At 61.4% G+C, this 18149-nt stretch carries 18 protein-coding genes and 1 rRNA gene; 7 read left to right on the top strand and 12 right to left on the bottom strand.

Annotation, left to right across the window (positions count from 1 at the left end; genetic code table 11):
- From pap to K420_RS0101570, 3 genes are read left to right on the top strand one after another with little or no spacing between them, the layout of a single operon-like run.
- Positions 1-1509, top strand: coding sequence for a polyphosphate:AMP phosphotransferase (pap, locus tag K420_RS0101580; RefSeq protein WP_027456504.1), 1509 nt, complete (start codon positions 1-3; stop codon positions 1507-1509).
- On the top strand, positions 1506-2825 hold the full coding sequence (gene argA, locus K420_RS0101575) for an amino-acid N-acetyltransferase (protein ID WP_027456503.1): 1320 nt from the start codon (positions 1506-1508) through the stop codon (positions 2823-2825). The genes pap and argA overlap by 4 nt, the downstream gene beginning before the upstream one ends.
- Positions 2826-2854: 29 nt before the next feature.
- Complete coding sequence (locus tag K420_RS0101570; protein WP_027456502.1) at positions 2855-3127, top strand: oxidative damage protection protein; 273 nt, start codon at positions 2855-2857, stop codon at positions 3125-3127.
- Between the two features lie 83 nt (positions 3128-3210).
- On the opposite strand, the gene K420_RS0101565 is transcribed toward K420_RS0101570, so the two are convergent.
- The 4 genes from K420_RS0101565 to K420_RS17810 form a co-directional block, all read right to left on the bottom strand.
- Positions 3211-4866 (bottom strand): methyl-accepting chemotaxis protein, encoded by a 1656-nt coding sequence (locus K420_RS0101565; RefSeq protein ID WP_084019523.1) that lies wholly within the window; start codon positions 4864-4866, stop codon positions 3211-3213.
- A 17-nt stretch (positions 4867-4883) separates the two neighbouring features.
- Positions 4884-5054: a hypothetical protein gene (locus tag K420_RS20365; RefSeq protein ID WP_157274961.1), complete on the bottom strand. Its 171-nt coding sequence runs from the start codon at positions 5052-5054 to the stop codon at positions 4884-4886.
- Positions 5055-5165: 111 nt separating this feature from the next.
- Positions 5166-5615 (bottom strand): GNAT family N-acetyltransferase, encoded by a 450-nt coding sequence (locus K420_RS0101555; protein ID WP_027456500.1) that lies wholly within the window; start codon positions 5613-5615, stop codon positions 5166-5168.
- A 7-nt stretch (positions 5616-5622) separates the two neighbouring features.
- Positions 5623-5862 (bottom strand): hypothetical protein, encoded by a 240-nt coding sequence (locus K420_RS17810; RefSeq protein ID WP_035854366.1) that lies wholly within the window; start codon positions 5860-5862, stop codon positions 5623-5625.
- A gap of 142 nt (positions 5863-6004) precedes the next feature.
- On the opposite strand from K420_RS17810, the gene K420_RS17805 reads away from it, so the two are divergent.
- Positions 6005-7846, top strand: a complete 1842-nt coding sequence (locus K420_RS17805) for a GGDEF domain-containing protein (RefSeq protein ID WP_232422716.1) — start codon at positions 6005-6007, stop codon at positions 7844-7846.
- A 132-nt stretch (positions 7847-7978) separates the two neighbouring features.
- On the top strand, positions 7979-8170 hold the full coding sequence (locus K420_RS0101540) for a hypothetical protein (RefSeq protein WP_027456499.1): 192 nt from the start codon (positions 7979-7981) through the stop codon (positions 8168-8170).
- Positions 8171-8176: 6 nt separating this feature from the next.
- Here K420_RS0101540 and phoR read toward each other — a convergent pair whose 3' ends face one another.
- The 8 genes from phoR to K420_RS0101500 form a co-directional block, all read right to left on the bottom strand.
- Positions 8177-9469, bottom strand: a complete 1293-nt coding sequence (gene phoR / locus K420_RS0101535; RefSeq protein WP_027456498.1) for a phosphate regulon sensor histidine kinase PhoR — start codon at positions 9467-9469, stop codon at positions 8177-8179.
- Between the two features lie 6 nt (positions 9470-9475).
- Positions 9476-10162, bottom strand: coding sequence for a phosphate regulon transcriptional regulator PhoB (gene phoB / locus K420_RS0101530; protein ID WP_027456497.1), 687 nt, complete (start codon positions 10160-10162; stop codon positions 9476-9478).
- Positions 10159-10848 carry a phosphate signaling complex protein PhoU gene (phoU, locus tag K420_RS0101525; RefSeq protein WP_027456496.1) on the bottom strand — a complete coding sequence of 230 codons (690 nt, stop codon included), beginning with the start codon at positions 10846-10848 and terminating at the stop codon, positions 10159-10161. Before phoU ends, phoB begins: the two co-directional genes overlap by 4 nt.
- A 13-nt stretch (positions 10849-10861) precedes the next feature.
- Positions 10862-11641, bottom strand: a complete 780-nt coding sequence (gene pstB, locus K420_RS0101520; protein WP_027456495.1) for a phosphate ABC transporter ATP-binding protein PstB — start codon at positions 11639-11641, stop codon at positions 10862-10864.
- A 41-nt stretch (positions 11642-11682) separates the two neighbouring features.
- Positions 11683-12621, bottom strand: a complete 939-nt coding sequence (gene pstA / locus K420_RS0101515; RefSeq protein WP_027456494.1) for a phosphate ABC transporter permease PstA — start codon at positions 12619-12621, stop codon at positions 11683-11685.
- A gap of 1 nt (position 12622) precedes the next feature.
- Positions 12623-13558, bottom strand: coding sequence for a phosphate ABC transporter permease subunit PstC (gene pstC, locus K420_RS0101510; RefSeq protein ID WP_027456493.1), 936 nt, complete (start codon positions 13556-13558; stop codon positions 12623-12625).
- Between the two features lie 87 nt (positions 13559-13645).
- Complete coding sequence (locus tag K420_RS0101505) at positions 13646-14644, bottom strand: PstS family phosphate ABC transporter substrate-binding protein (RefSeq protein ID WP_027456492.1); 999 nt, start codon at positions 14642-14644, stop codon at positions 13646-13648.
- A 112-nt stretch (positions 14645-14756) separates the two neighbouring features.
- Positions 14757-15128: a hypothetical protein gene (locus K420_RS0101500; RefSeq protein ID WP_051452905.1), complete on the bottom strand. Its 372-nt coding sequence runs from the start codon at positions 15126-15128 to the stop codon at positions 14757-14759.
- A gap of 306 nt (positions 15129-15434) precedes the next feature.
- Between K420_RS0101500 and rpiA the strand changes: the two genes are divergently transcribed.
- Together rpiA and K420_RS0101490 are read left to right on the top strand one after the other, a co-directional pair.
- Positions 15435-16103: a ribose-5-phosphate isomerase RpiA gene (gene rpiA / locus K420_RS0101495; RefSeq protein WP_027456490.1), complete on the top strand. Its 669-nt coding sequence runs from the start codon at positions 15435-15437 to the stop codon at positions 16101-16103.
- Positions 16104-16588: 485 nt separating this feature from the next.
- Positions 16589-18126 (top strand): 16S ribosomal RNA (locus K420_RS0101490).
- Positions 18127-18149: the final 23 nt, after the last annotated feature.

The raw sequence follows: 18149 nt of genomic DNA, 5'->3' as shown, positions 1-18149 counted from the left end.
ATGTTTGAATCGGCGGAACTTGGCCACAAGGTCGACAAGGAAACCTTCAAGCGCGAGGTGCCGAAGCTGCGCGCCGAGTTGCTCGACGTGCAATACGACATGCTGCAGAAGAAGGAATTTCCGGTGGTCATCCTGATCTCCGGCGTGGACGGCAGCGGCAAGGGCGAGACGATCAATCTGCTCTACTCGTGGATGGACCCCCGCCATATCTCGACGCTGGCTTTTTCGGCGCCGAGCGACGAGGAGACCTCCCGTCCTTACATGTGGCGCTACTGGCGCGCCCTGCCGCCCAAGGGCAAGGTGGGTATTTTTGCCGGCTCCTGGTATTCGCAGCCGATCACCGATCGCATCAACGGCAATATGCACCGTTCCGAACTGGATGGGCGACTGGAGGATATCAACCGCTTCGAGACCATGCTGGTTAACGAAGGGGCGCTGGTCCTGAAATTCTGGTTCCATCTGTCCAAGGATGGGCAGCGGACCCGCCTCAAGGCGCTGGAGAAAGACCCGCGCACGGCGTGGCGGGTGACCAAGGAAAGCTACAGCCGCCTGAAAACGTACAACCGGCTGCAGCAGGTCGCCGGCCATGTGTTGCGCGTGACCAATACGGCCCATGCGCCGTGGATCATCGTCGAAGGCACCGACGATGAGTACCGTTCGCTAACCGTCGGCCGTATCGTGCTCGACGCGATGAAGCGCCGCCTGAACCAGGAAGGCCTGCAGCACGTGCCGGTGGCGCCGCCCATCGTGCATCCGATCGACAAGAAGAACGTGCTCAGCGAACTCGACCTGACCCAGAAGCTGGCCAAGAAGAGTTACGAAACGCAACTGGCCAAGTACCAGGCCCGACTGTCGGAGCTGGTGCGCGATCCGCGCTTCGTCGGCAGGCGTTCGCTGGTGCTGGTTTTCGAAGGGGCCGATGCGGCAGGCAAGGGTGGCAGCATCCGGCGCGTCGCGGCCGCGATGGATGCCCGGCAGTACCAGATCGTGCCGATTGCCGCGCCGACCGAGGAAGAGCGTGCGCAGCCTTACCTGTGGCGCTTCTGGCGGCACATGCCGCGCACCGGGCGGGCGGCGATTTTCGACCGCTCGTGGTACGGCCGCGTGCTTGTCGAGCGGGGCGAAGGCTTTTGTGCCGAAGCCGACTGGCTGCGGGCCTATGCCGAGATCAACGATTTCGAGCACCAGTTATCCGACGCCGGCGCCATCGTCATCAAGTTCTGGCTGCAGATCAGCGCCGAGGAGCAGTTGCGCCGCTTCAAGGAACGCCAGGACACCGAGTTCAAGCGTTTCAAGATCACCGAAGAAGACTGGCGCAACCGCGAGAAATGGGACGATTACGTCAATGCCGTGTGCGACATGGTGGACCGCACCTCGACCGGCCTGGCGCCGTGGACCTTGGTGGAAGCCAACGACAAGAACTTCGCCCGGGTTAAAGTGCTGAAAACCATTTGCGAGCGCCTGGAAGCGGCGTTGAAGGACGAAGACGGGAAAAACATCGAAAAATGAGCGATACCCCTTACGACGAGCATTTCGTCTCCTGGTTCCGGGCGGTCACCCCCTACATCAACGCCTTCCGTGGCAAGACCTTCGTCATTGCCTTCGGCGGCAAGGCGGTGGAGAGCGAATTCGCCAAGACGCTGGCCTACGACGTGAACCTGCTGGTCAGCCTGGGCATCCGCCTGGTGCTGGTGCATGGCGCACGGCCGCAGATCGAGGAGGAATTGCGCGAGAAGGACCTACCCTCCCAGTACCACCGCGGTTACCGGGTGACCGACGCCGAAACGCTCGATTGCGTGCTTGATGCCGTGGGCAGCGTCTATCTCGAAATCGAGGCCATGCTGTCGCAGGGCCTGCCCAATACGCCGATGGCCAACAGCCGGATCCGTGTCATCGGCGGCAATTTCATCACTGGCCAGCCGATCGGCGTGCTCGACGGTATCGACATGCAGTACGCCGGCAAGGTACGCAAGGTCGATAGCGAAGGCATCAACGCCCAGCTGGGCCTCGGCAACATCGTCTTGCTCAACTGCGAAGGCCCGTCGCCAACCGGCGAAATCTTCAACCTGCAGATGGAGGAGGCGGCCGAGGCCGTGGCGACGGCGATCCGTGCCGACAAGCTGGTCTATCTGACCGACAGCAAGGGCGTCACCGACAAGGGCGGCGAATTGCTCGATGCGATGACCGCCGATGAAGCTTCGCAACTGCTGCGCGATGCCGACTGGCTGAGTACCGACATCATGCGCTACCTGCCCTGTGCCGTACGCGCCAGCCGGGCGGGGGTCGGCCGGGTGCATCTGATCAGCTTCGAGCAGGACGGTGCGCTGCTTCGCGAACTGTTTACCCACGATGGCGTCGGCACTGTCGTGACCCGCGAATCGCTGGAGAACATCCGCGAAGCCAAGCCGGACGACATCGCCGCGCTGATCGCGCTGATCGAACCGATGGAACAGGAGGGCATCCTGGTGCATCGGCCGCGCGAACTACTCGAGCGGGAAATCGACCACTTCTCGATCATGCTGCACGACGGCATCATCGTCGGCTGTGCCGCACTTTATCCGCATTCGGAAGAAGAGGCCGAGCTGGCCTGCCTGGCAGTGGCACCCGACCAGCGCGAATGGGGCTATGGCGAACAACTGATGAAGCGCATCGAGCGCCGCGCCCGCAAGATCGGCGTCAAGCGCCTGTTCGTGCTGACCACGCGCACCGAGCACTGGTTCGTCGAGCGCGGTTTCAAGCTCGGCACGGTCGACGACCTGCCGGCGGCGAAGAAGGAAATGTACAACTACCAGCGGCGGTCCAAGGTGCTGTTCAAGCCCTTATAATCCCGCCCGTCAACACCACGGAGTTTCACATGGCACGTACCGTCAATTGCATCAAGCTCGGCCGCGAGGCCGAAGGTCTGGATTTTCCGCCCTACCCGGGCGCCCTCGGCCAGCGCATTTTCGACAGCGTCTCGAAGGAAGCCTGGCAGCAGTGGATCAAGCTGCAGACCATGATCATCAACGAAAACCGGCTGAACCTGGTCGATGCCAAGCATCGCAAGTACCTGATGGAACAGGTCGAAAAGCACTTCTTCGGCGACGGCGCCGACCAGATCCAGGGCTACGTTCCGCCCAAGGCCTGATGCTTTCTTGCCCCGCCAGGCGGGGCTGAGCCAAGCAAAAGAACCCCCGGTTGTGACCGGGGGTTCTTTTTTTGTGCGATCGTTCAGACGCTGAACTGCAAGGTGGCCTGGTGCAGGCGGCCGGCCAGTGCCGACATCTGCTCGGCAGCTTGGGAGGATTCGGCTGCCGCCGCAGCACCTTGTTCGATCATCTGGGCAACCTGTTCGGTATTGCGTGCGATCTGCTCGGCTGCCACGCGTTGTTCGGCCAGGACGTCGACGATGGCGCGCGCCGCCTGCGTCGAGTCGTCGCAACTTGCCTGGATGGCCGACATTGCCTCGATGGCCGAGGTGGCGAGTTGCGCACCGCGCTGGCTGCGCTCGGCCGTCGATTGCACGGCCGAGGCGGTCTGGCGTGTGGCCTGGTCGAGCCGGTCGACCAGATCCTCGATCTTGTGCGTTGTCTGGGCCGAGTGGTTGGCCAGCTTGCGCACCTCATCGGCGACGACCGCGAAGCCACGACCTGATTCGCCGGCCCGCGCCGCCTCGATGGCGGCATTCAGCGACAGCAGGTTGGTCTGCTCGGAAATCTGCTTGATTTCCTCGGCGAAGCGGCCGATTTCCTGGGTGTGGGCATTCAGTTCGGTCATCAGCCGGGAGGTGATCGCAGCCTGCTCGGCAATGGCGTCGATTTCGCCAATGGCACCGATGATGACCTGGCCGCTCTGCACCGCCCGGGCGTGGGTCAGTTGGCTGCTGTCCGCCGCGCTGCCGGCCTTTTCCGCCATCATGGTCATCGCCACGGTGAGTTCCTGGATACCCGCCGCGATCCGGGCGGCCGAATCGCTTTGGGTGGTGGTCGCGTGGGCGACATGGCGAGCCGACTGGCTGACGATGTCGGCGTCGCTCGATGTCCGCTCGGCGCCCTGCTTGACGTCGGCAATCAGCTCGCGCAGGCGGAGGCGCATGGCGTCGACGGCAGCGACCAGCGAGTCGGCGGCCGCCTTGCCACTATGGATTTCCTGGCTCAGGTCACCCTGTGCGACACGCCGGGTGGCATGGACCACGGGTTCGAGTTCGCCGCCCAGGCGGCACAACATCCGGCGGCTGATGGTGAAGCCAAGGAGCAGCGAGATCAGGCTGCCGGCCATGCCGACCAGGCCGATCAGCCAGGCGTTGCGGGCAAACCGCCGGTCGGCGGCGCTGCTTGCTTCGGTGACGGTGCTCCGGGTGGTCTGGGTCAATTGATCGAAAGCCGCCTTGATCGAAGCGGCCAGCGGCAGGTCCGCCTCGCGCAGCGCCGCATCGACCATCGTCGTGTATTTCGGCATGCCGGCCTCATTTTCGGCCAGCACGTCGTCGTACAGCGTGTCGAGCTCCCGGGCCTGCTGGCGCACGGTGGCAATGCCCTGCGGGTTGCCAGCCCGGTCGCCCAGCGCGGCCAGGGCGTCGAGATGGTGCCAGAGCAGGCGCCGCTGTTCGATGAAGTTTGCCCGGGCCTTGTCGAATTCGGCCGGCATGTAGTTGCGGATCATCATTTCCTGCAAGGCTCGGTTCTGCCCCTGAAAGGCATTCTGGGCAGCGCTGACCAGCGCCAGGGCGGTGCTGGCTTGTTCGACCTGCTGCCCGACGCTGCGCGTATCGGAGCGGAAATCGTCCAAGGCGAGCAGGGCGGTGGCCAGCAGGATGAGGACGCAGAAAGTGCCGACAGCAGCCATGAGTAGTAGCTGGAGCCGGATGGAAAGGCGGGAAAGGAGCATCGTCGTGTGATTCAGAGTCAGAAGCAGGTCTTGAGCAGATAGGCTACCAATCCGCCGCCGGCGGCCGCACAGAGCGTCAGGTGCAGGCAGGCGCGCTTCAGTCCGGAGGCCTGCTCGTCGATGAATTGCTCCATGCCGTCGAACAGTTCGGGGAAGGTGGCGATGTCGTTACCGGAGGTCTTTTCCATGATCGGGTGAGCGGGTCAGGGGTGGTGGACAAGCCGTCAAGGCGGGGGAAGGACGGCCCACTATCGCCAGTGAATGTTTCAGGGGCGTGACGGGAATGCTGCTCCGCCGCCTCAGAAGCGGCGCAGCATCAGGTGCTTGCCGTCGATGCGCCCGTCGCGGATTTCGCGGAAGCCGAGGTCGCGGAAACGCCGGGCCTTGGTCGCCGAGACCAGCACCCGGCCGGATTTGAACTGGCTCTCCAGCCAATCCAGCCGGGCCTTGATGAGTGCCCGGCCGATGCCCCGGCCGCGTTTCTCCGGGGCAACCGCCGATAGGTAGAGGATATGGGTGTGAGACGCCCAGTCGGCAGCCTTGATCCCGCCGATGGCGATGATCTCGCCCGCCTCGATGGCGATGAAGAAGCGGCGGTAGAACACCGGGTCTTCGGCGCACAGTTCGCGGCGGACCCGCTCCGCGCCGTAGCGCTCGGGATCGGCGAAGGCGTTGACGATCAGGGTGACGCAGGCGTCGAGCAGCAGCGGACTGCTGCTGTCGAGCGTGTCGATCCGCAACTGGGCCATCCGCTGCTCAGGGGGCGACGGTGCGCAGGTGGCGCAGGCGTTGGGCAAATTCGGCAGTGCGGCGGGCTGCTTCGCGATTGATGGCGGTTTGTTGCTGGCCGAAGGCTGCGCGCTCGTCGACGCTCTTCACGGCGGCATCGATGCTGCGTACGCAGCGCCAGCGATAGCCCTGGCGGGTCGGGAAAAGCCGCATCTGTTCGATAGGATGATGCACACGGCAGCAGTAGCAGAATTTCGTATCCGACATCGCAACCTCGCTGGTGGGAATCTGTCGTTGCAGCATGAGGTGCCATTGTTACCGCCATGTGAAGTGCTGTCGTCGAACGTTCGCCGGCGTGTCACGTGCCTGAAACCATGGCTTCCTAAACTGGATAGCTGGTTTATTGGAAATGACTGCGATGAATGTTGCGATGGATGGCGAAGCGCTGGAACTCCAACGGCTGTTGAGCGAGAACCTGCTCTTCCCGGTGTTTCAGCCCATACTGGATTTTCGCCTGCGTGCCATTCTTGGCTACGAATCCCTGATCCGCGGCCCGGAAGAGAGTTGTCTGCACCGGCCGGACCGGCTGTTTGCCGTCGCGGCGCGTTGCGGGCGCAGCGCCGATCTGGAACATGCCTGCCGCGAAGCCAGTCTGCGTGCCTTCGCCGCGCAACGCCTGGCGGGGCGCCTGTTCCTCAATGTCACCCCGGGCTGCCTGCTCGATACCCGCCTGATGAACGGCCATACCCGCGCGCTGCTCGCCGAACTGGGTATCGCGCCCAACCGCCTCGTCCTCGAACTGACCGAAAACCAGAAGATCACCGACCTGCCCGGCATCCATGAGGCGCTGCAGCACTATCGCGGCCGCGGCTTCCAGATCGCCATCGACGACCTTGGCGAAGGCTTCGCCAACCTGCGCATGTGGTCGGAGTTGCGCCCGGAGTTCGTCAAGATCGACAAGCATTTCGTGCATGGCATCGCCGACGACCGGATCAAGTTCCATTTTGTCCGCGCCATGCAGGATCTGGCCGAGATCAGCAACACCCTGCTGGTTGCCGAGGGGATCGAACGCAGCGAGGATTTCATCTGTCTGCGCGACATGGGCATCGCCTGCGGCCAGGGCTATTTCATCGGCCATCCGGAGCGTCGGCCACTGCGCCAGCTGACCGGTCCCGCGCTGATGGCGTTCGATGCCCAGTCTCTCACCCTGACCCAAATGACCGGCGGTACCGGACGCTTGCCGACGGCGCGTACCCTGCTCAAGGCGATCGAGCCGGTACCGATGCATGCCAGCAACGCCGACGTCATCGCCCGCTTCGAAGCCGAGCCCGATCTTGACGTGCTGCCGGTGGTACAGGGCACGCAGCCGGTCGGCATGATCAACCGGCACAGCATGGTCGATCGCTTTGCCCGTCCTTTCCGCAAGGAACTGTTCGGGCGCAAAAGCTGCGAACTGTTCATGGACCATGCCCCGCTCGTCGTCGACCAGCACGCCACCATCCAGGAGCTGGCCATGATGCTGTCGCTGGCTCCCAAGCACTACCTGTTCGATGGTTTCATTGTCACTGGCGAAGGGTGTTACCTCGGCGTCGGTAGCAGCCATGATCTGATGGCGACGATTACCGAAATGCAGATCAGCGCTGCCCGCTATGCCAATCCGCTGACGCAGCTGCCGGGCAACGTGCCGATCAACGAACATATCGACCGCATGCTGTCGAGCGGCAGCCTGTTCGTCGCCGCTTATATCGACATTGACGACTTCAAGCCCTTCAACGACACCTTCGGTTACCGGCGCGGCGACGATGTGATCCAGATCCTAGCCCGCCTGCTCTGCGATGCGGTCGACGAGCGGCTTGATTTCGTTGGCCACATCGGCGGCGACGATTTCTTCGTCATTTTCCGCAGCGCCGATTGGGAAATGCGGTGCTGGCAGGTGATTTCCCGCTTCGCCGAGGCAGTGAATAACCTGCTCGGCGTCGATGAGCGCCTGCGGGGTGGCTACATGGCCGAAAGCCGGCGGGGAGAACTGAATTTCCAGCGCCTGCCTGCCTTATCCATCGGCGCCGTGCGGGTCGGGGCGGGCGAGTGCGAATCGCACCGTGAAGTAGCAGCCGCCGCTTCGTCCGCCAAAAAACAGGCCAAGAAACAGGCCCGCAACCTGCACGGCGAGAGCGGGGGCGGCAGCCTGTTCATCGAACGCCGACGAGTCGGTCATGGCGAAACCCAGCCCCTTCGGGCGCCGCTGAACTAGGGGCGCCACCCTGGGAATGCAAGCGATTTATGCTTCGATATAAACGAAGTATCGCTACGTTTTTCGGCTATGCGCAGACGGCTGATTTTGGCTACGATGCTCCGACATTCTGCTCAAAGGAGAGATCGGAACATGAAGGTCAAAGCTTCCATCGAACGCGGTGCCGAATATCTTTGTGTCAAGCTGGGCGAGGTCGTTACGGCCATCGAGCAGATCGGCGTCGTCAAGGGATTGCCGATGTGGGAAGTCGAGCGGCGGATCAACGAGGGGAGCAGAAAGCGCATCATCGTCTCGGCGCGCACCCTGACACCGCTCAAGACCTGAGCTGCATCAGGACTGGTTGACCCGGCTGGCCGGGAACCGGGCGGTGAAGCGGCTGCCCTTGCCCACTTCGCTCTTGATGTGGAGCTGGGCCTGATGTCGGTTCAGCGAGTGCTTGACGATGGCGAGGCCCAGACCGGTGCCGCCCGAGTCGCGCGAACGGCTGCGGTCGACGCGATAGAAGCGCTCGGTCAGGCGGGGAATGTGCTTGGCATCGATGCCCGGGCCGGTATCCTGAACGGCGAATTCGGCGCCTTGCGGTGAAACGTGCCAGTGCAGCGTGATCGTGCCGCCGGCCGGCGTGTAGCGCACGGCGTTGGTCACCAGGTTGCCGAAAGCACTGATCAATTCCGGCTCGGAGCCGAGCAGGTCGCCCTGCCCCTCGCTCTCGACCCGGATGGTGTGCCGGCCGGACGAGAGGGCTTCGGCATCGCGCCGCAGCTTGTCGATCAGGTTGGCCATGTCTACCACTTCGTTCTCCGGCGGCGGTGCCGACTCGATCGCCGACAGGGTGAGCAGGTCCTGCACGATGGACTGCATGCGGCGTGACTGGTCGGCCATCATTTCAAGGTAGCGGTTACGCTCCTCCGGTTCCAGCTCGATTTCCTGCAGTGTCTCCAGGAAGCCAGCGAGTACCGTGAGCGGTGTGCGCAGTTCGTGCGATACGTTGGCGACGAAATCGCGCCGCGTCTGGTCGAGCCGGTCGGCCTGCGTCACGTCCTTGATCTGCATGAGCCGGCGGTTCCCGGCATAGGGAATGACATGAATGGCGTAGACGCGGTCGCGGAAGCGTTCCGGACGCAGGATCAGCGGCCGGCTGAAATCCTCGGCTTCGAGATAGCCGACGAATTCCGGCTGACGCACCAGATTGACCACCGACTGGCCGCGATCGGTGGCGACCTTCAATCCCAGCTGTGCTTCGGCCGTCTGGTTGCAGAACACGATGTGGTTCTGCAGGTCGAGCAGCACCACCCCGTCGGTCAGCGCCTGGGCTGCGGCGATCAGCATGCCGATCTCGTGTTCGCGCTGGGCGATCTGCTGGCGCAAATCCTTCTCGTGCCGGTAGAGCCGGCCAAAGATGTTGTCCCACTCGCCTTCGCCTTCCAGGCTGGCATCGACCAGCGGATTGCGCGACCAGCGGTCAAGGCGCGTGAAGTTGCGGAAATGGAAGACCATCTGCAACACCAGGCCAAGCGAGAAAACCGCCCACCCGTGCCAGGGGCGGGAAAAGAGGCCGACCGGAATGGCGACGGCCGCCGCAACGGCGGCCAGGATCACGGCGCGGACAATGAGCGTAGTCAAGGAGGGTCAGGCTCCCCGAAAACGGTAACCGGTGCCGCGCACCGTTTCCACCCGTTCGTGATGACCGGAGGCCTCCAGCGCGGCGCGCAGGCGGCGGATATGGACATCCACCGTCCGTTCCTCGATGAAGACATGGTCTCCCCAGACCTCGTCGAGCAACTGGGCGCGCGTGTACACCCGCTCGGCGTGGGTCATGAAGAAGAAGAGCAGGCGGAACTCGGTCGGCCCCAGTTCGATCGGCTGGCCGCCGGCCAGCACGCGGTGGGTGGCCGGATTGAGCGACAGGTTGCCGACTTCGACCGCTTCGCCGGCGAGGTGCGGAGCCCGACGGCGTAGCACGGCACGCACCCGGGCAACCAGTTCCTTCGGCGAGAAGGGCTTGGTGACGTAGTCGTCAGCCCCGGCCTCCAGCCCCTGCACCTTGTCCTCTTCATGGACGCGGGCGGTGAGCATGATGATCGGCAATTCCCGCGTCCGCTCGTCGGCGCGCAGCTTCTTGGCCAGTCCGACGCCGGACTGGCCGGGCAGCATCCAGTCGAGAATCAGCAGATCGGGCAGGGCGGCGCGGATGGCGGATTCGCCCTCCTCGGCGCTACTGGCACGAACGACGAGGAAACCGGCGTGCTTCAGATTGATGGCGATCAGTTCCTGGATCGCCGGTTCATCCTCAACGACCAGTATCGTCGGTGTCACTTGGCTTGCTCCTTGACGTGGCGGATGTCGCGTCCCTCGACGATGAAAACCACCTGCTCGGCGACATTCTTGGCATGATCGCCGATGCGCTCGATGGCGCGGGCGATCGAGATGATCTCGATCGAGGTGGTGATGGTGCGCGGATCTTCCATCATGTGCGTGATCAACTGGCGGATGATCGACTTGAATTCGGTATCGACATCGCTGTCGGCCTTGATGACCGACTGAGCGAGCGCCACGTCGAGACGGGCAAAGGCATCAAGGGCCTGGCGGACCAGGCTGAGGGCAGCTTCGGCCAGGTGCCGGATGCCGATACCGTACTGGGCCGGCAAATGGCCGGCTTCATAGATACGGCGGACACCCTTGGCGATCTTCTTGGCCTCGTCGCCGGCACGTTCCAGATCGGTGACGATCTTGCTGATGCCAAGCACCAGGCGCAGGTCGGAGGCAGTCGGCTGGCGCTTCGCGATGACATGGGCGCAATCGTCGTCGATGGCTTTTTCCAGATCATTGATCTTGCGGTCGGCTTCGACGATCGATTTGACGCTCGCCACTTCGCCCGAGCTGTAAGCCTCGATGGCCGACGAGACCTGGGTTTCGACCATGCCGCCCATCTGCAGGACGTGGGTGCGCAGGCGGCCGAGTTCCTCGTCGAACTGGCTGGAGAGGTGTTGGCTTTCGTTCATGTCGTGTTCTCCCTTAGCCCATGCGGCCGGTGATGTAGTCTTCAGTGCGCTTGTCGTTCGGTTTGATGAAGATCTCGTCGGTCTTGCCGAACTCGATCATCTCGCCGAGATACATGTAGGCGGTGTAATCGGACACGCGGGCGGCCTGCTGCATGTTGTGGGTGACGATCAGGATGGTGACGCGTTTCTTCAGTTCATGCACCAGTTCCTCGATGGCGCCGGTGGCGATCGGGTCGAGCGCCGAGGTTGGCTCGTCGAAGAGCAGCAATTCCGGGTCGGTGGCTAGGGCGCGGGCAATGCACAGACGCTGCTGCTGACCGCCGGACAGGTTGGAGGCCAGGTCGTTCAGGCGGTCCTTCACTTCTTCCCACAGTGCGCCACCCTTCAGGGCCTGCTCGACCTTGTCGTCGAGGACGCGCTTGTTGTTCTCGCCGCGTACGCGCAAGCCGTAGGCGACGTTCTCGTAGATCGACTTGGGGAAGGGGTTCGGCTTCTGGAACACCATGCCGACCCGCATACGCACTTCAATCGGGTCCACATCCGGCGACAGCAGGTTAGTGTTGTCCGGGAAGAAGCGGATCTCGCCTTCGTAGCGGTTGCCCGGGTAAAGGTCGTGCATGCGGTTGAAGCTGCGCAGGTAGGTCGACTTGCCGCAACCGGAGGGGCCGATCAGCGCGGTGACCTTCTTGTCGTAGATCGGCATGTTGATGTTCTTGAGCGCCTTGGCTTCGCCGTAATAAAAGTTGAGATTACGGGCTTCCGCCTTGAGCGTCGGGTTGTCATGAATCTGCATGGTGACTCCAGTTCAATATTCGGTTCGGGCAAGCGTGCGGCTTACCACTTGATGTTCTTGCGCATCTTGTAGCGCAGCCAGATGGCGATGCCGTTCATCGACAGCACCATGACCATCAGCACGAAGCCGGCGGCCGCAGCGTTGACTTCGAAGGCCGGGTCGGGGCGCGAGGTCCAGTTGAAGATCTGGATCGGCATCACGGTAAACGGCGACATCAGCCAGTCGAACAGGCCGGCACTGACGCCTGGGCTGACTTCGGTGAAGGGCACCGGCGGCAGGAAGGCGATGAAGGTCAGCGCGCCGATGGTGATGATCGGGGCGGTTTCGCCGATGGCGCGGGCCAGGCCGATGATGACGCCGGTCAGGATGCCGGGCATGGCGTAGGGGATGATGTGGTAGCGGCAGGTCTGCCAGCGCGTTGCGCCGACTGCCATCGAGCCTTCGCGGATCATCGCTGGTATGGCGCGGATCGCTTCACGGGTCGACACGATGACGATCGGCAGGATCAAAAGTGCCAGGGTCAGGCCGGCGGTCAGGATGCTCTGGCCGAAGCCGAAGGCATAGACGAAGATGCCGAGCGACAGCAGGCCATAGACAATCGACGGTACGGCGGCGAGGTTGGTGATGTTGATCTCGATGATCTCGGTCATCCAGTTGCGCTTGGCGTACTCCTCCAGATAGACGCCGGCGGCAACGCCCAGCGGCACGGCGGCGAAGGCGGTGACCAGCATGACCAGCAGCGAGCCGACCCAGGCCGACAGGATGCCGGCCTGCCCGGCACGGCGGGAGGCGAATTGGGTGAAAAAGTCGAGATTGAGTCGGCCAGCACCGCGGATCACCATGTCGGAAACCAGCAGGAAGATCACCAGCAGGCCGATCGCCAGGAAGATGATGCCGACGGCCTGGAACAACGTGTCGCGGAACTTGCCGCGGGCGATCAGCGCGCGGACCTGTTCAGTGGTCAGGGATTTATGTTGCATCTCAGTAGTTCTCCCGGAACTTCTTGCGCAGCCATTGGCCGAGGATGTTGAAGCAGAGGGTGATCAGGATCAGGGTCAGGCCGGCGGCGAAGATGGTCTGGTAGCCGATGGAGCCGTGCGGCAGGTCACCCAGTGCCACCTGTACGATGTAGGACGTGATGGTGGCAGCCGGCTCGGCCGGGTTCCAGGTCAGATTCGGCTGCATGCCGGCGGCGACGGCAAGGATCATCGTTTCACCGACGGCGCGCGAGATGGCCAGAATGTAGGAAGCGGCCAGGCCAGAGAAGGCTGCCGGCACCACGACGTGAATGGCGGTGTACAACTTGGTCGAGCCCATCGCGTAGGAGCCTTCGCGCAGCGACATCGGCACGGCGCGCATCGCATCCTCGGAGAGCGAGGCGATGTAGGGCACGATCATGATGCCCATCACCAGGCCGGCGGAAAGCAGCGAAAAACCCGGCAGTTCCGGGAATATCTTTTGCAGCAGCGGGGTGACCATGAGCAGCGCGAAGTAACCGAACACGATCGTCGGGATGCCGCCGAGCAATTCGAGCACGGGCTTGGCAATTTCGCGAATTTTGGGTTTGGCGAATTCGGACAGGTAAATGGCGATCACGGTGCCCATCGGGATGGCGACAGCCAGCGCAACCGCCGAGGAAACCACGGTGCCGGAAATGAGGACCATGATACCGAAGTGGGCATCATCGAACAGCGGGGTCCATTGGGTATCGGTCAGAAAGTCGACGATGCTGACATTCTGGAAGAAATTGATCGACTCGGAGACGAGTACATAGACGATGCCAACCGTGGTCAACACGGAGACGGCGGCCGCCGCGAAGAGCAGCATCTCGATGATGCGTTCGCTGGCGTGGCGCATGGCGTTCTTGGCCAGGCGGTCGCTGACCGTGGGCAGGTCAGTGGTTTTATTTGCGGTCATGGTGACGGAATTCACTTTGGAGCGATCCTCAAGAATAAGCCCGACCCGGCCGGGTCGGGCTTATTTCGTTTCAGTGATCTCGAAAAATTACAGCTTGGCTTCCCGCTTCATCAGTTCTTCGATGGTGATGCCAACTTCGTTCTTGCCGCCGAACACGGAGCCGTACTTCTTCTTGGCAATGTGCTCGAGGTTGCCGGTGTAGGCGTTCGCCGGCAGCGGAACGTACTTCACTTCCTGGGTCAGCTTGGCGGCATTCTTCATATAGAACTCAATGAATTCCTTCACTTCCGGCTTGTCGAGGGACTTGACCTTGACATAGACGAAGATCGGGCGCGACAGCGGCTGGTAGGTCCCGTCGATGACCGTCTTTTCGGCCGGGGCAACGGCCTTGTCGGTCTTCGGATTGACGATCGGCAGGGCCTTCAGGCGGGCCATGTTCTCGGCGTAATAGGCGTAGCCGAAGTAGCCGATGGCATTGACGTCGCGCGAAACGCCCTGGACCAGCACGTTGTCGTCTTCGGAGGCGGTGTAATCGCCGCGTGACGACTTTGCCTTGCCGACAGTGGCTTCAGTGAAGTATTCGAAAGTACCCGAGTCGGCACCAGCGCCGAACAGCTTGATCGGCTGGTCAGGCCAGGCCGGGTTGACCTGGTTCCACTTGGTGATCTTGCCCTGGGCGGCCGGTTCCCACATCGCCTTCAGTTCGGCCACGGTGATCTGCTTCAGGAAGGTGTTCTTCGGGTTGATGACGACGGTCAGCGCATCGAAGGCGACCGGCATTTCGACGTACTGCACGCCAGCGGCCTTGCAGTCCTCCATTTCCTTGGCCGTGATCGGGCGCGAGGCGTTGGAGATGTCGGTTTCGTCGCGGCAGAATTTCTTGAAGCCGCCGCCCGTGCCGGAGATCCCGACGGTTACCTTGATGGCGTTCTTCTTGGCCTTCTGGAATTCTTCGGCAACGGCTTCGGTAATCGGGTAAACGGTGGAGGAACCGTCAATCTTGATGACCTGGGCCTGGACAGCCTGGGCGCCGAACAGCGTGATGCCGGCAACGGCCAGGGCAGAAACAATCTTGGAATACTGCATGAGGAGACTCCTGCACGGTTTTGGTTAGGGGTGCGTGCAGGTTAGCGGCCGTTTGTTACAGTGACATGACAGGCTGTAACAAACGGCGCTTTTGCCCTAGGGGGCTGGTCGGCTACTTGTGAGGACGTCCGGTCTTGATGCGTTCGACGCGCTCCATGACGGCCTTCAATTCGCTGTCGTTCAGCGCAGTCAATGCCGCAATACCGCCGCGCAACACTTCGCTTTTCTTGGCTGGCTTTCCGAGGGCCGCCAGTCGCTGCTTCAGCTCGTCGATGCGGGCGTATTCCGCTTCCGGCATGGCGAAGCTGTCGCGGACCAGCTTCGGCTTCCTTGCCTTGGGCTGTTTTTCCTTGACCGCTTTGGCGGTCTTGGTCGACTTGATAGCCTCAGGTTTCATGACCTTCGGTTGGTCATAGTTGATGGCCTGTGCCTTCGCCAGTGCATCAGCCAGTACCTTCTGGTGCTTGGCGACTGTCAGCTCCACCTCATTTGGCTGGCGCCGGGGACGAGAGGTGGGGACGGGCTGAGGTGGCGTTTCGGCAGGTTCTACTGCCGTCGTTGCCGTTCGTGCGCTGGCCGCAACGCGGGATGATGTGGGTGTTTGGCCGAGTTGTTTGGCGTGCCCCGGTCTTGCTGCGGGCTTTTTGATCCTATCGTTCATGGCTGGCTCTCCCTGAAAACAGTATGAATAGTTTAGCCAGTACGTTCCCTGCGCAACGTTAAGCTTTTATGACCATTTGCCGTGCCGGTGGCGCGGTAAAATTCGGCCAAACCAATCAGGAGCATTCAGATGACCCAGGACGAACTCAAACAGGCCGTGGCTCGCGCTGCCGCCGATTACGTGGCACAAACAGCCCCGGCCGGCAGCATCGTCGGTGTCGGTACCGGCTCAACCGCCAATTTCTTTATCGATGCGCTGGCCAAGATCAAGGATCGCTATGCCGGAGCTGTGGCCAGCTCGGAGGTGACTCGGCTGCGCTTGGAGCGGCATGGCATCAAGGTGTTCGATCTCAACGACGTGACGGACATTCCGGTCTATGTCGATGGCGCCGATGAGATCGATGCGGGGCTGAATATGATCAAGGGGGGGGGCGGGGCGCTGACGCGCGAGAAGATCGTCGCCGCCGTGGCCCGCGAATTCGTCTGCATCTGTGACGCATCCAAGCTGGTCGATGTGATGGGACGCTTCCCGTTGCCGGTCGAGGTCATCCCGATGGCTCGTGCGCACGTCGCCCGGGAATTGGTCAAGTTGGGTGGCCAGCCGGTATTGCGCGAAGGTTTCGTGACTGACAACGGGAACGTCATCCTCGACGTCAAGGGATTGTCGATCACCGATCCGAAAGATCTCGAAGCGCAAATCAATCAGATCACCGGGGTCGTTACCAACGGCCTCTTTGCCGTGCGGCCGGCCAACCTATTACTGCTTGGTACTGCTGACGGCGTGCGCAGCATGCGATAACTCCCTCTATATATATGGGGTGCGCCGGCCTCGGGTTGCATGACGCGTATACTTGGCGGAGGGGGGCAAAGTAGTGGTACGAGCCACTTCACTCATGGCTGGTTGGTCTCGATCGTCGATTTTGGAAAACAGCAGTTGACGGTGATGAAATCTTCTATATAATGCGCACCTCTTCTGCAGCGGCGGGGTTTTCCGGCGATGTGGAGGGGTCAGGAAGTTTCGAGGATGTTGAAAAATAATTTTCGAAATTGCTTGACGAGATGTAGAGAGTGCTTCATAATCTCGCTTCTCTGCTGCTGACGAATCAAACGAAACGGCGCGGCACTGATCTTTAACAAATTGGACAACCGATAAGTGTGGGTGTCTTGATGCGAAGCAACTTCGGTTGCAAAAAAGTATTAAGGCAAACGCACTGGTGAAAAAGACGAAGAAATTCGTCGAGGTAGAGAAATCTACCGTCAGTGAATTTGCGAGTTTGTTGGATTGAACTGAAGAGTTTGATCCTGGCTCAGATTGAACGCTGGCGGCATGCCTTACACATGCAAGTCGAACGGCAGCACGGACTTCGGTCTGGTGGCGAGTGGCGAACGGGTGAGTAATGTATCGGAACGTACCTTTCAGTGGGGGATAACGTAGCGAAAGTTACGCTAATACCGCATATTCTGTGAGCAGGAAAGCAGGGGATCGCAAGACCTTGCGCTGATTGAGCGGCCGATATCAGATTAGCTAGTTGGTGGGGTAAAGGCCTACCAAGGCTACGATCTGTAGCGGGTCTGAGAGGATGATCCGCCACACTGGAACTGAGACACGGTCCAGACTCCTACGGGAGGCAGCAGTGGGGAATTTTGGACAATGGGGGCAACCCTGATCCAGCCATGCCGCGTGAGTGAAGAAGGCCTTCGGGTTGTAAAGCTCTTTCGGCCGGGAAGAAATCGCATCAGCTAATACCTGGTGTGGATGACGGTACCGGAATAAGAAGCACCGGCTAACTACGTGCCAGCAGCCGCGGTAATACGTAGGGTGCGAGCGTTAATCGGAATTACTGGGCGTAAAGCGTGCGCAGGCGGTTGTGTAAGACAGGCGTGAAATCCCCGGGCTCAACCTGGGAACTGCGCTTGTGACTGCACAGCTAGAGTACGGCAGAGGGGGGTGGAATTCCACGTGTAGCAGTGAAATGCGTAGAGATGTGGAGGAACACCGATGGCGAAGGCAGCCCCCTGGGCCGATACTGACGCTCATGCACGAAAGCGTGGGTAGCAAACAGGATTAGATACCCTGGTAGTCCACGCCCTAAACGATGTCAACTAGGTGTTGGGTGGGTAAAACCATTTAGTACCGTAGCTAACGCGTGAAGTTGACCGCCTGGGGAGTACGGCCGCAAGGTTAAAACTCAAAGGAATTGACGGGGACCCGCACAAGCGGTGGATGATGTGGATTAATTCGATGCAACGCGAAAAACCTTACCTACCCTTGACATGTCCAGAAGCCCGGAGAGATTTGGGTGTGCCCGAAAGGGAACTGGAACACAGGTGCTGCATGGCTGTCGTCAGCTCGTGTCGTGAGATGTTGGGTTAAGTCCCGCAACGAGCGCAACCCTTGTCGTTAATTGCCATCATTTAGTTGGGCACTTTAACGAGACTGCCGGTGACAAACCGGAGGAAGGTGGGGATGACGTCAAGTCCTCATGGCCCTTATGGGTAGGGCTTCACACGTCATACAATGGTCGGTACAGAGGGTTGCCAAGCCGCGAGGTGGAGCCAATCCCAGAAAGCCGATCGTAGTCCGGATTGCAGGCTGCAACTCGCCTGCATGAAGTCGGAATCGCTAGTAATCGCGGATCAGCATGTCGCGGTGAATACGTTCCCGGGTCTTGTACACACCGCCCGTCACACCATGGGAGCGGGTTCCGCCAGAAGTAGGTAGCCTAACCGCAAGGAGGGCGCTTACCACGGCGGGGTTCGTGACTGGGGTGAAGTCGTAACAAGGTAGCCGTAGGGGAACCTGCGGCTGGATCACCTCCTTTCTAGAGAAGCATCCTGGCACCCA

Origin of the sequence: Dechloromonas agitata is5 (assembly GCF_000519045.1) — a bacterium.
GTDB lineage: Bacteria > Pseudomonadota > Gammaproteobacteria > Burkholderiales > Rhodocyclaceae > Azonexus > Azonexus agitatus.
The sequence above is the reverse complement of the archived record's forward strand: the minus strand, read 5'-3'. Positions and strand labels throughout refer to the sequence as shown.

What these genes read in the sequence shown, in the direction of transcription:
- K420_RS17810 (WP_035854366.1), bottom strand. Translation starts at nt 5,862, where the DNA reads ATGTCGGATACGAAATTCTGCTACTGCTGCCGTGTGCATCATCCTATC.
- K420_RS0101505 (WP_027456492.1), bottom strand. Translation starts at nt 14,644, where the DNA reads ATGCAGTATTCCAAGATTGTTTCTGCCCTGGCCGTTGCCGGCATCACG.
- argA (WP_027456503.1), top strand. Translation starts at nt 1,506, where the DNA reads ATGAGCGATACCCCTTACGACGAGCATTTCGTCTCCTGGTTCCGGGCG.
- K420_RS17805 (WP_232422716.1), top strand. Translation starts at nt 6,005, where the DNA reads ATGACTGCGATGAATGTTGCGATGGATGGCGAAGCGCTGGAACTCCAA.
- rpiA (WP_027456490.1), top strand. Translation starts at nt 15,435, where the DNA reads ATGACCCAGGACGAACTCAAACAGGCCGTGGCTCGCGCTGCCGCCGAT.
- K420_RS0101565 (WP_084019523.1), bottom strand. Translation starts at nt 4,866, where the DNA reads ATGCTCCTTTCCCGCCTTTCCATCCGGCTCCAGCTACTACTCATGGCT.
- pstC (WP_027456493.1), bottom strand. Translation starts at nt 13,558, where the DNA reads ATGACCGCAAATAAAACCACTGACCTGCCCACGGTCAGCGACCGCCTG.
- pstB (WP_027456495.1), bottom strand. Translation starts at nt 11,641, where the DNA reads ATGCAGATTCATGACAACCCGACGCTCAAGGCGGAAGCCCGTAATCTC.
- pap (WP_027456504.1), top strand. Translation starts at nt 1, where the DNA reads ATGTTTGAATCGGCGGAACTTGGCCACAAGGTCGACAAGGAAACCTTC.
- phoU (WP_027456496.1), bottom strand. Translation starts at nt 10,848, where the DNA reads ATGAACGAAAGCCAACACCTCTCCAGCCAGTTCGACGAGGAACTCGGC.
- K420_RS20365 (WP_157274961.1), bottom strand. Translation starts at nt 5,054, where the DNA reads ATGGAAAAGACCTCCGGTAACGACATCGCCACCTTCCCCGAACTGTTC.
- K420_RS0101555 (WP_027456500.1), bottom strand. Translation starts at nt 5,615, where the DNA reads ATGGCCCAGTTGCGGATCGACACGCTCGACAGCAGCAGTCCGCTGCTG.
- K420_RS0101540 (WP_027456499.1), top strand. Translation starts at nt 7,979, where the DNA reads ATGAAGGTCAAAGCTTCCATCGAACGCGGTGCCGAATATCTTTGTGTC.
- pstA (WP_027456494.1), bottom strand. Translation starts at nt 12,621, where the DNA reads ATGCAACATAAATCCCTGACCACTGAACAGGTCCGCGCGCTGATCGCC.
- K420_RS0101570 (WP_027456502.1), top strand. Translation starts at nt 2,855, where the DNA reads ATGGCACGTACCGTCAATTGCATCAAGCTCGGCCGCGAGGCCGAAGGT.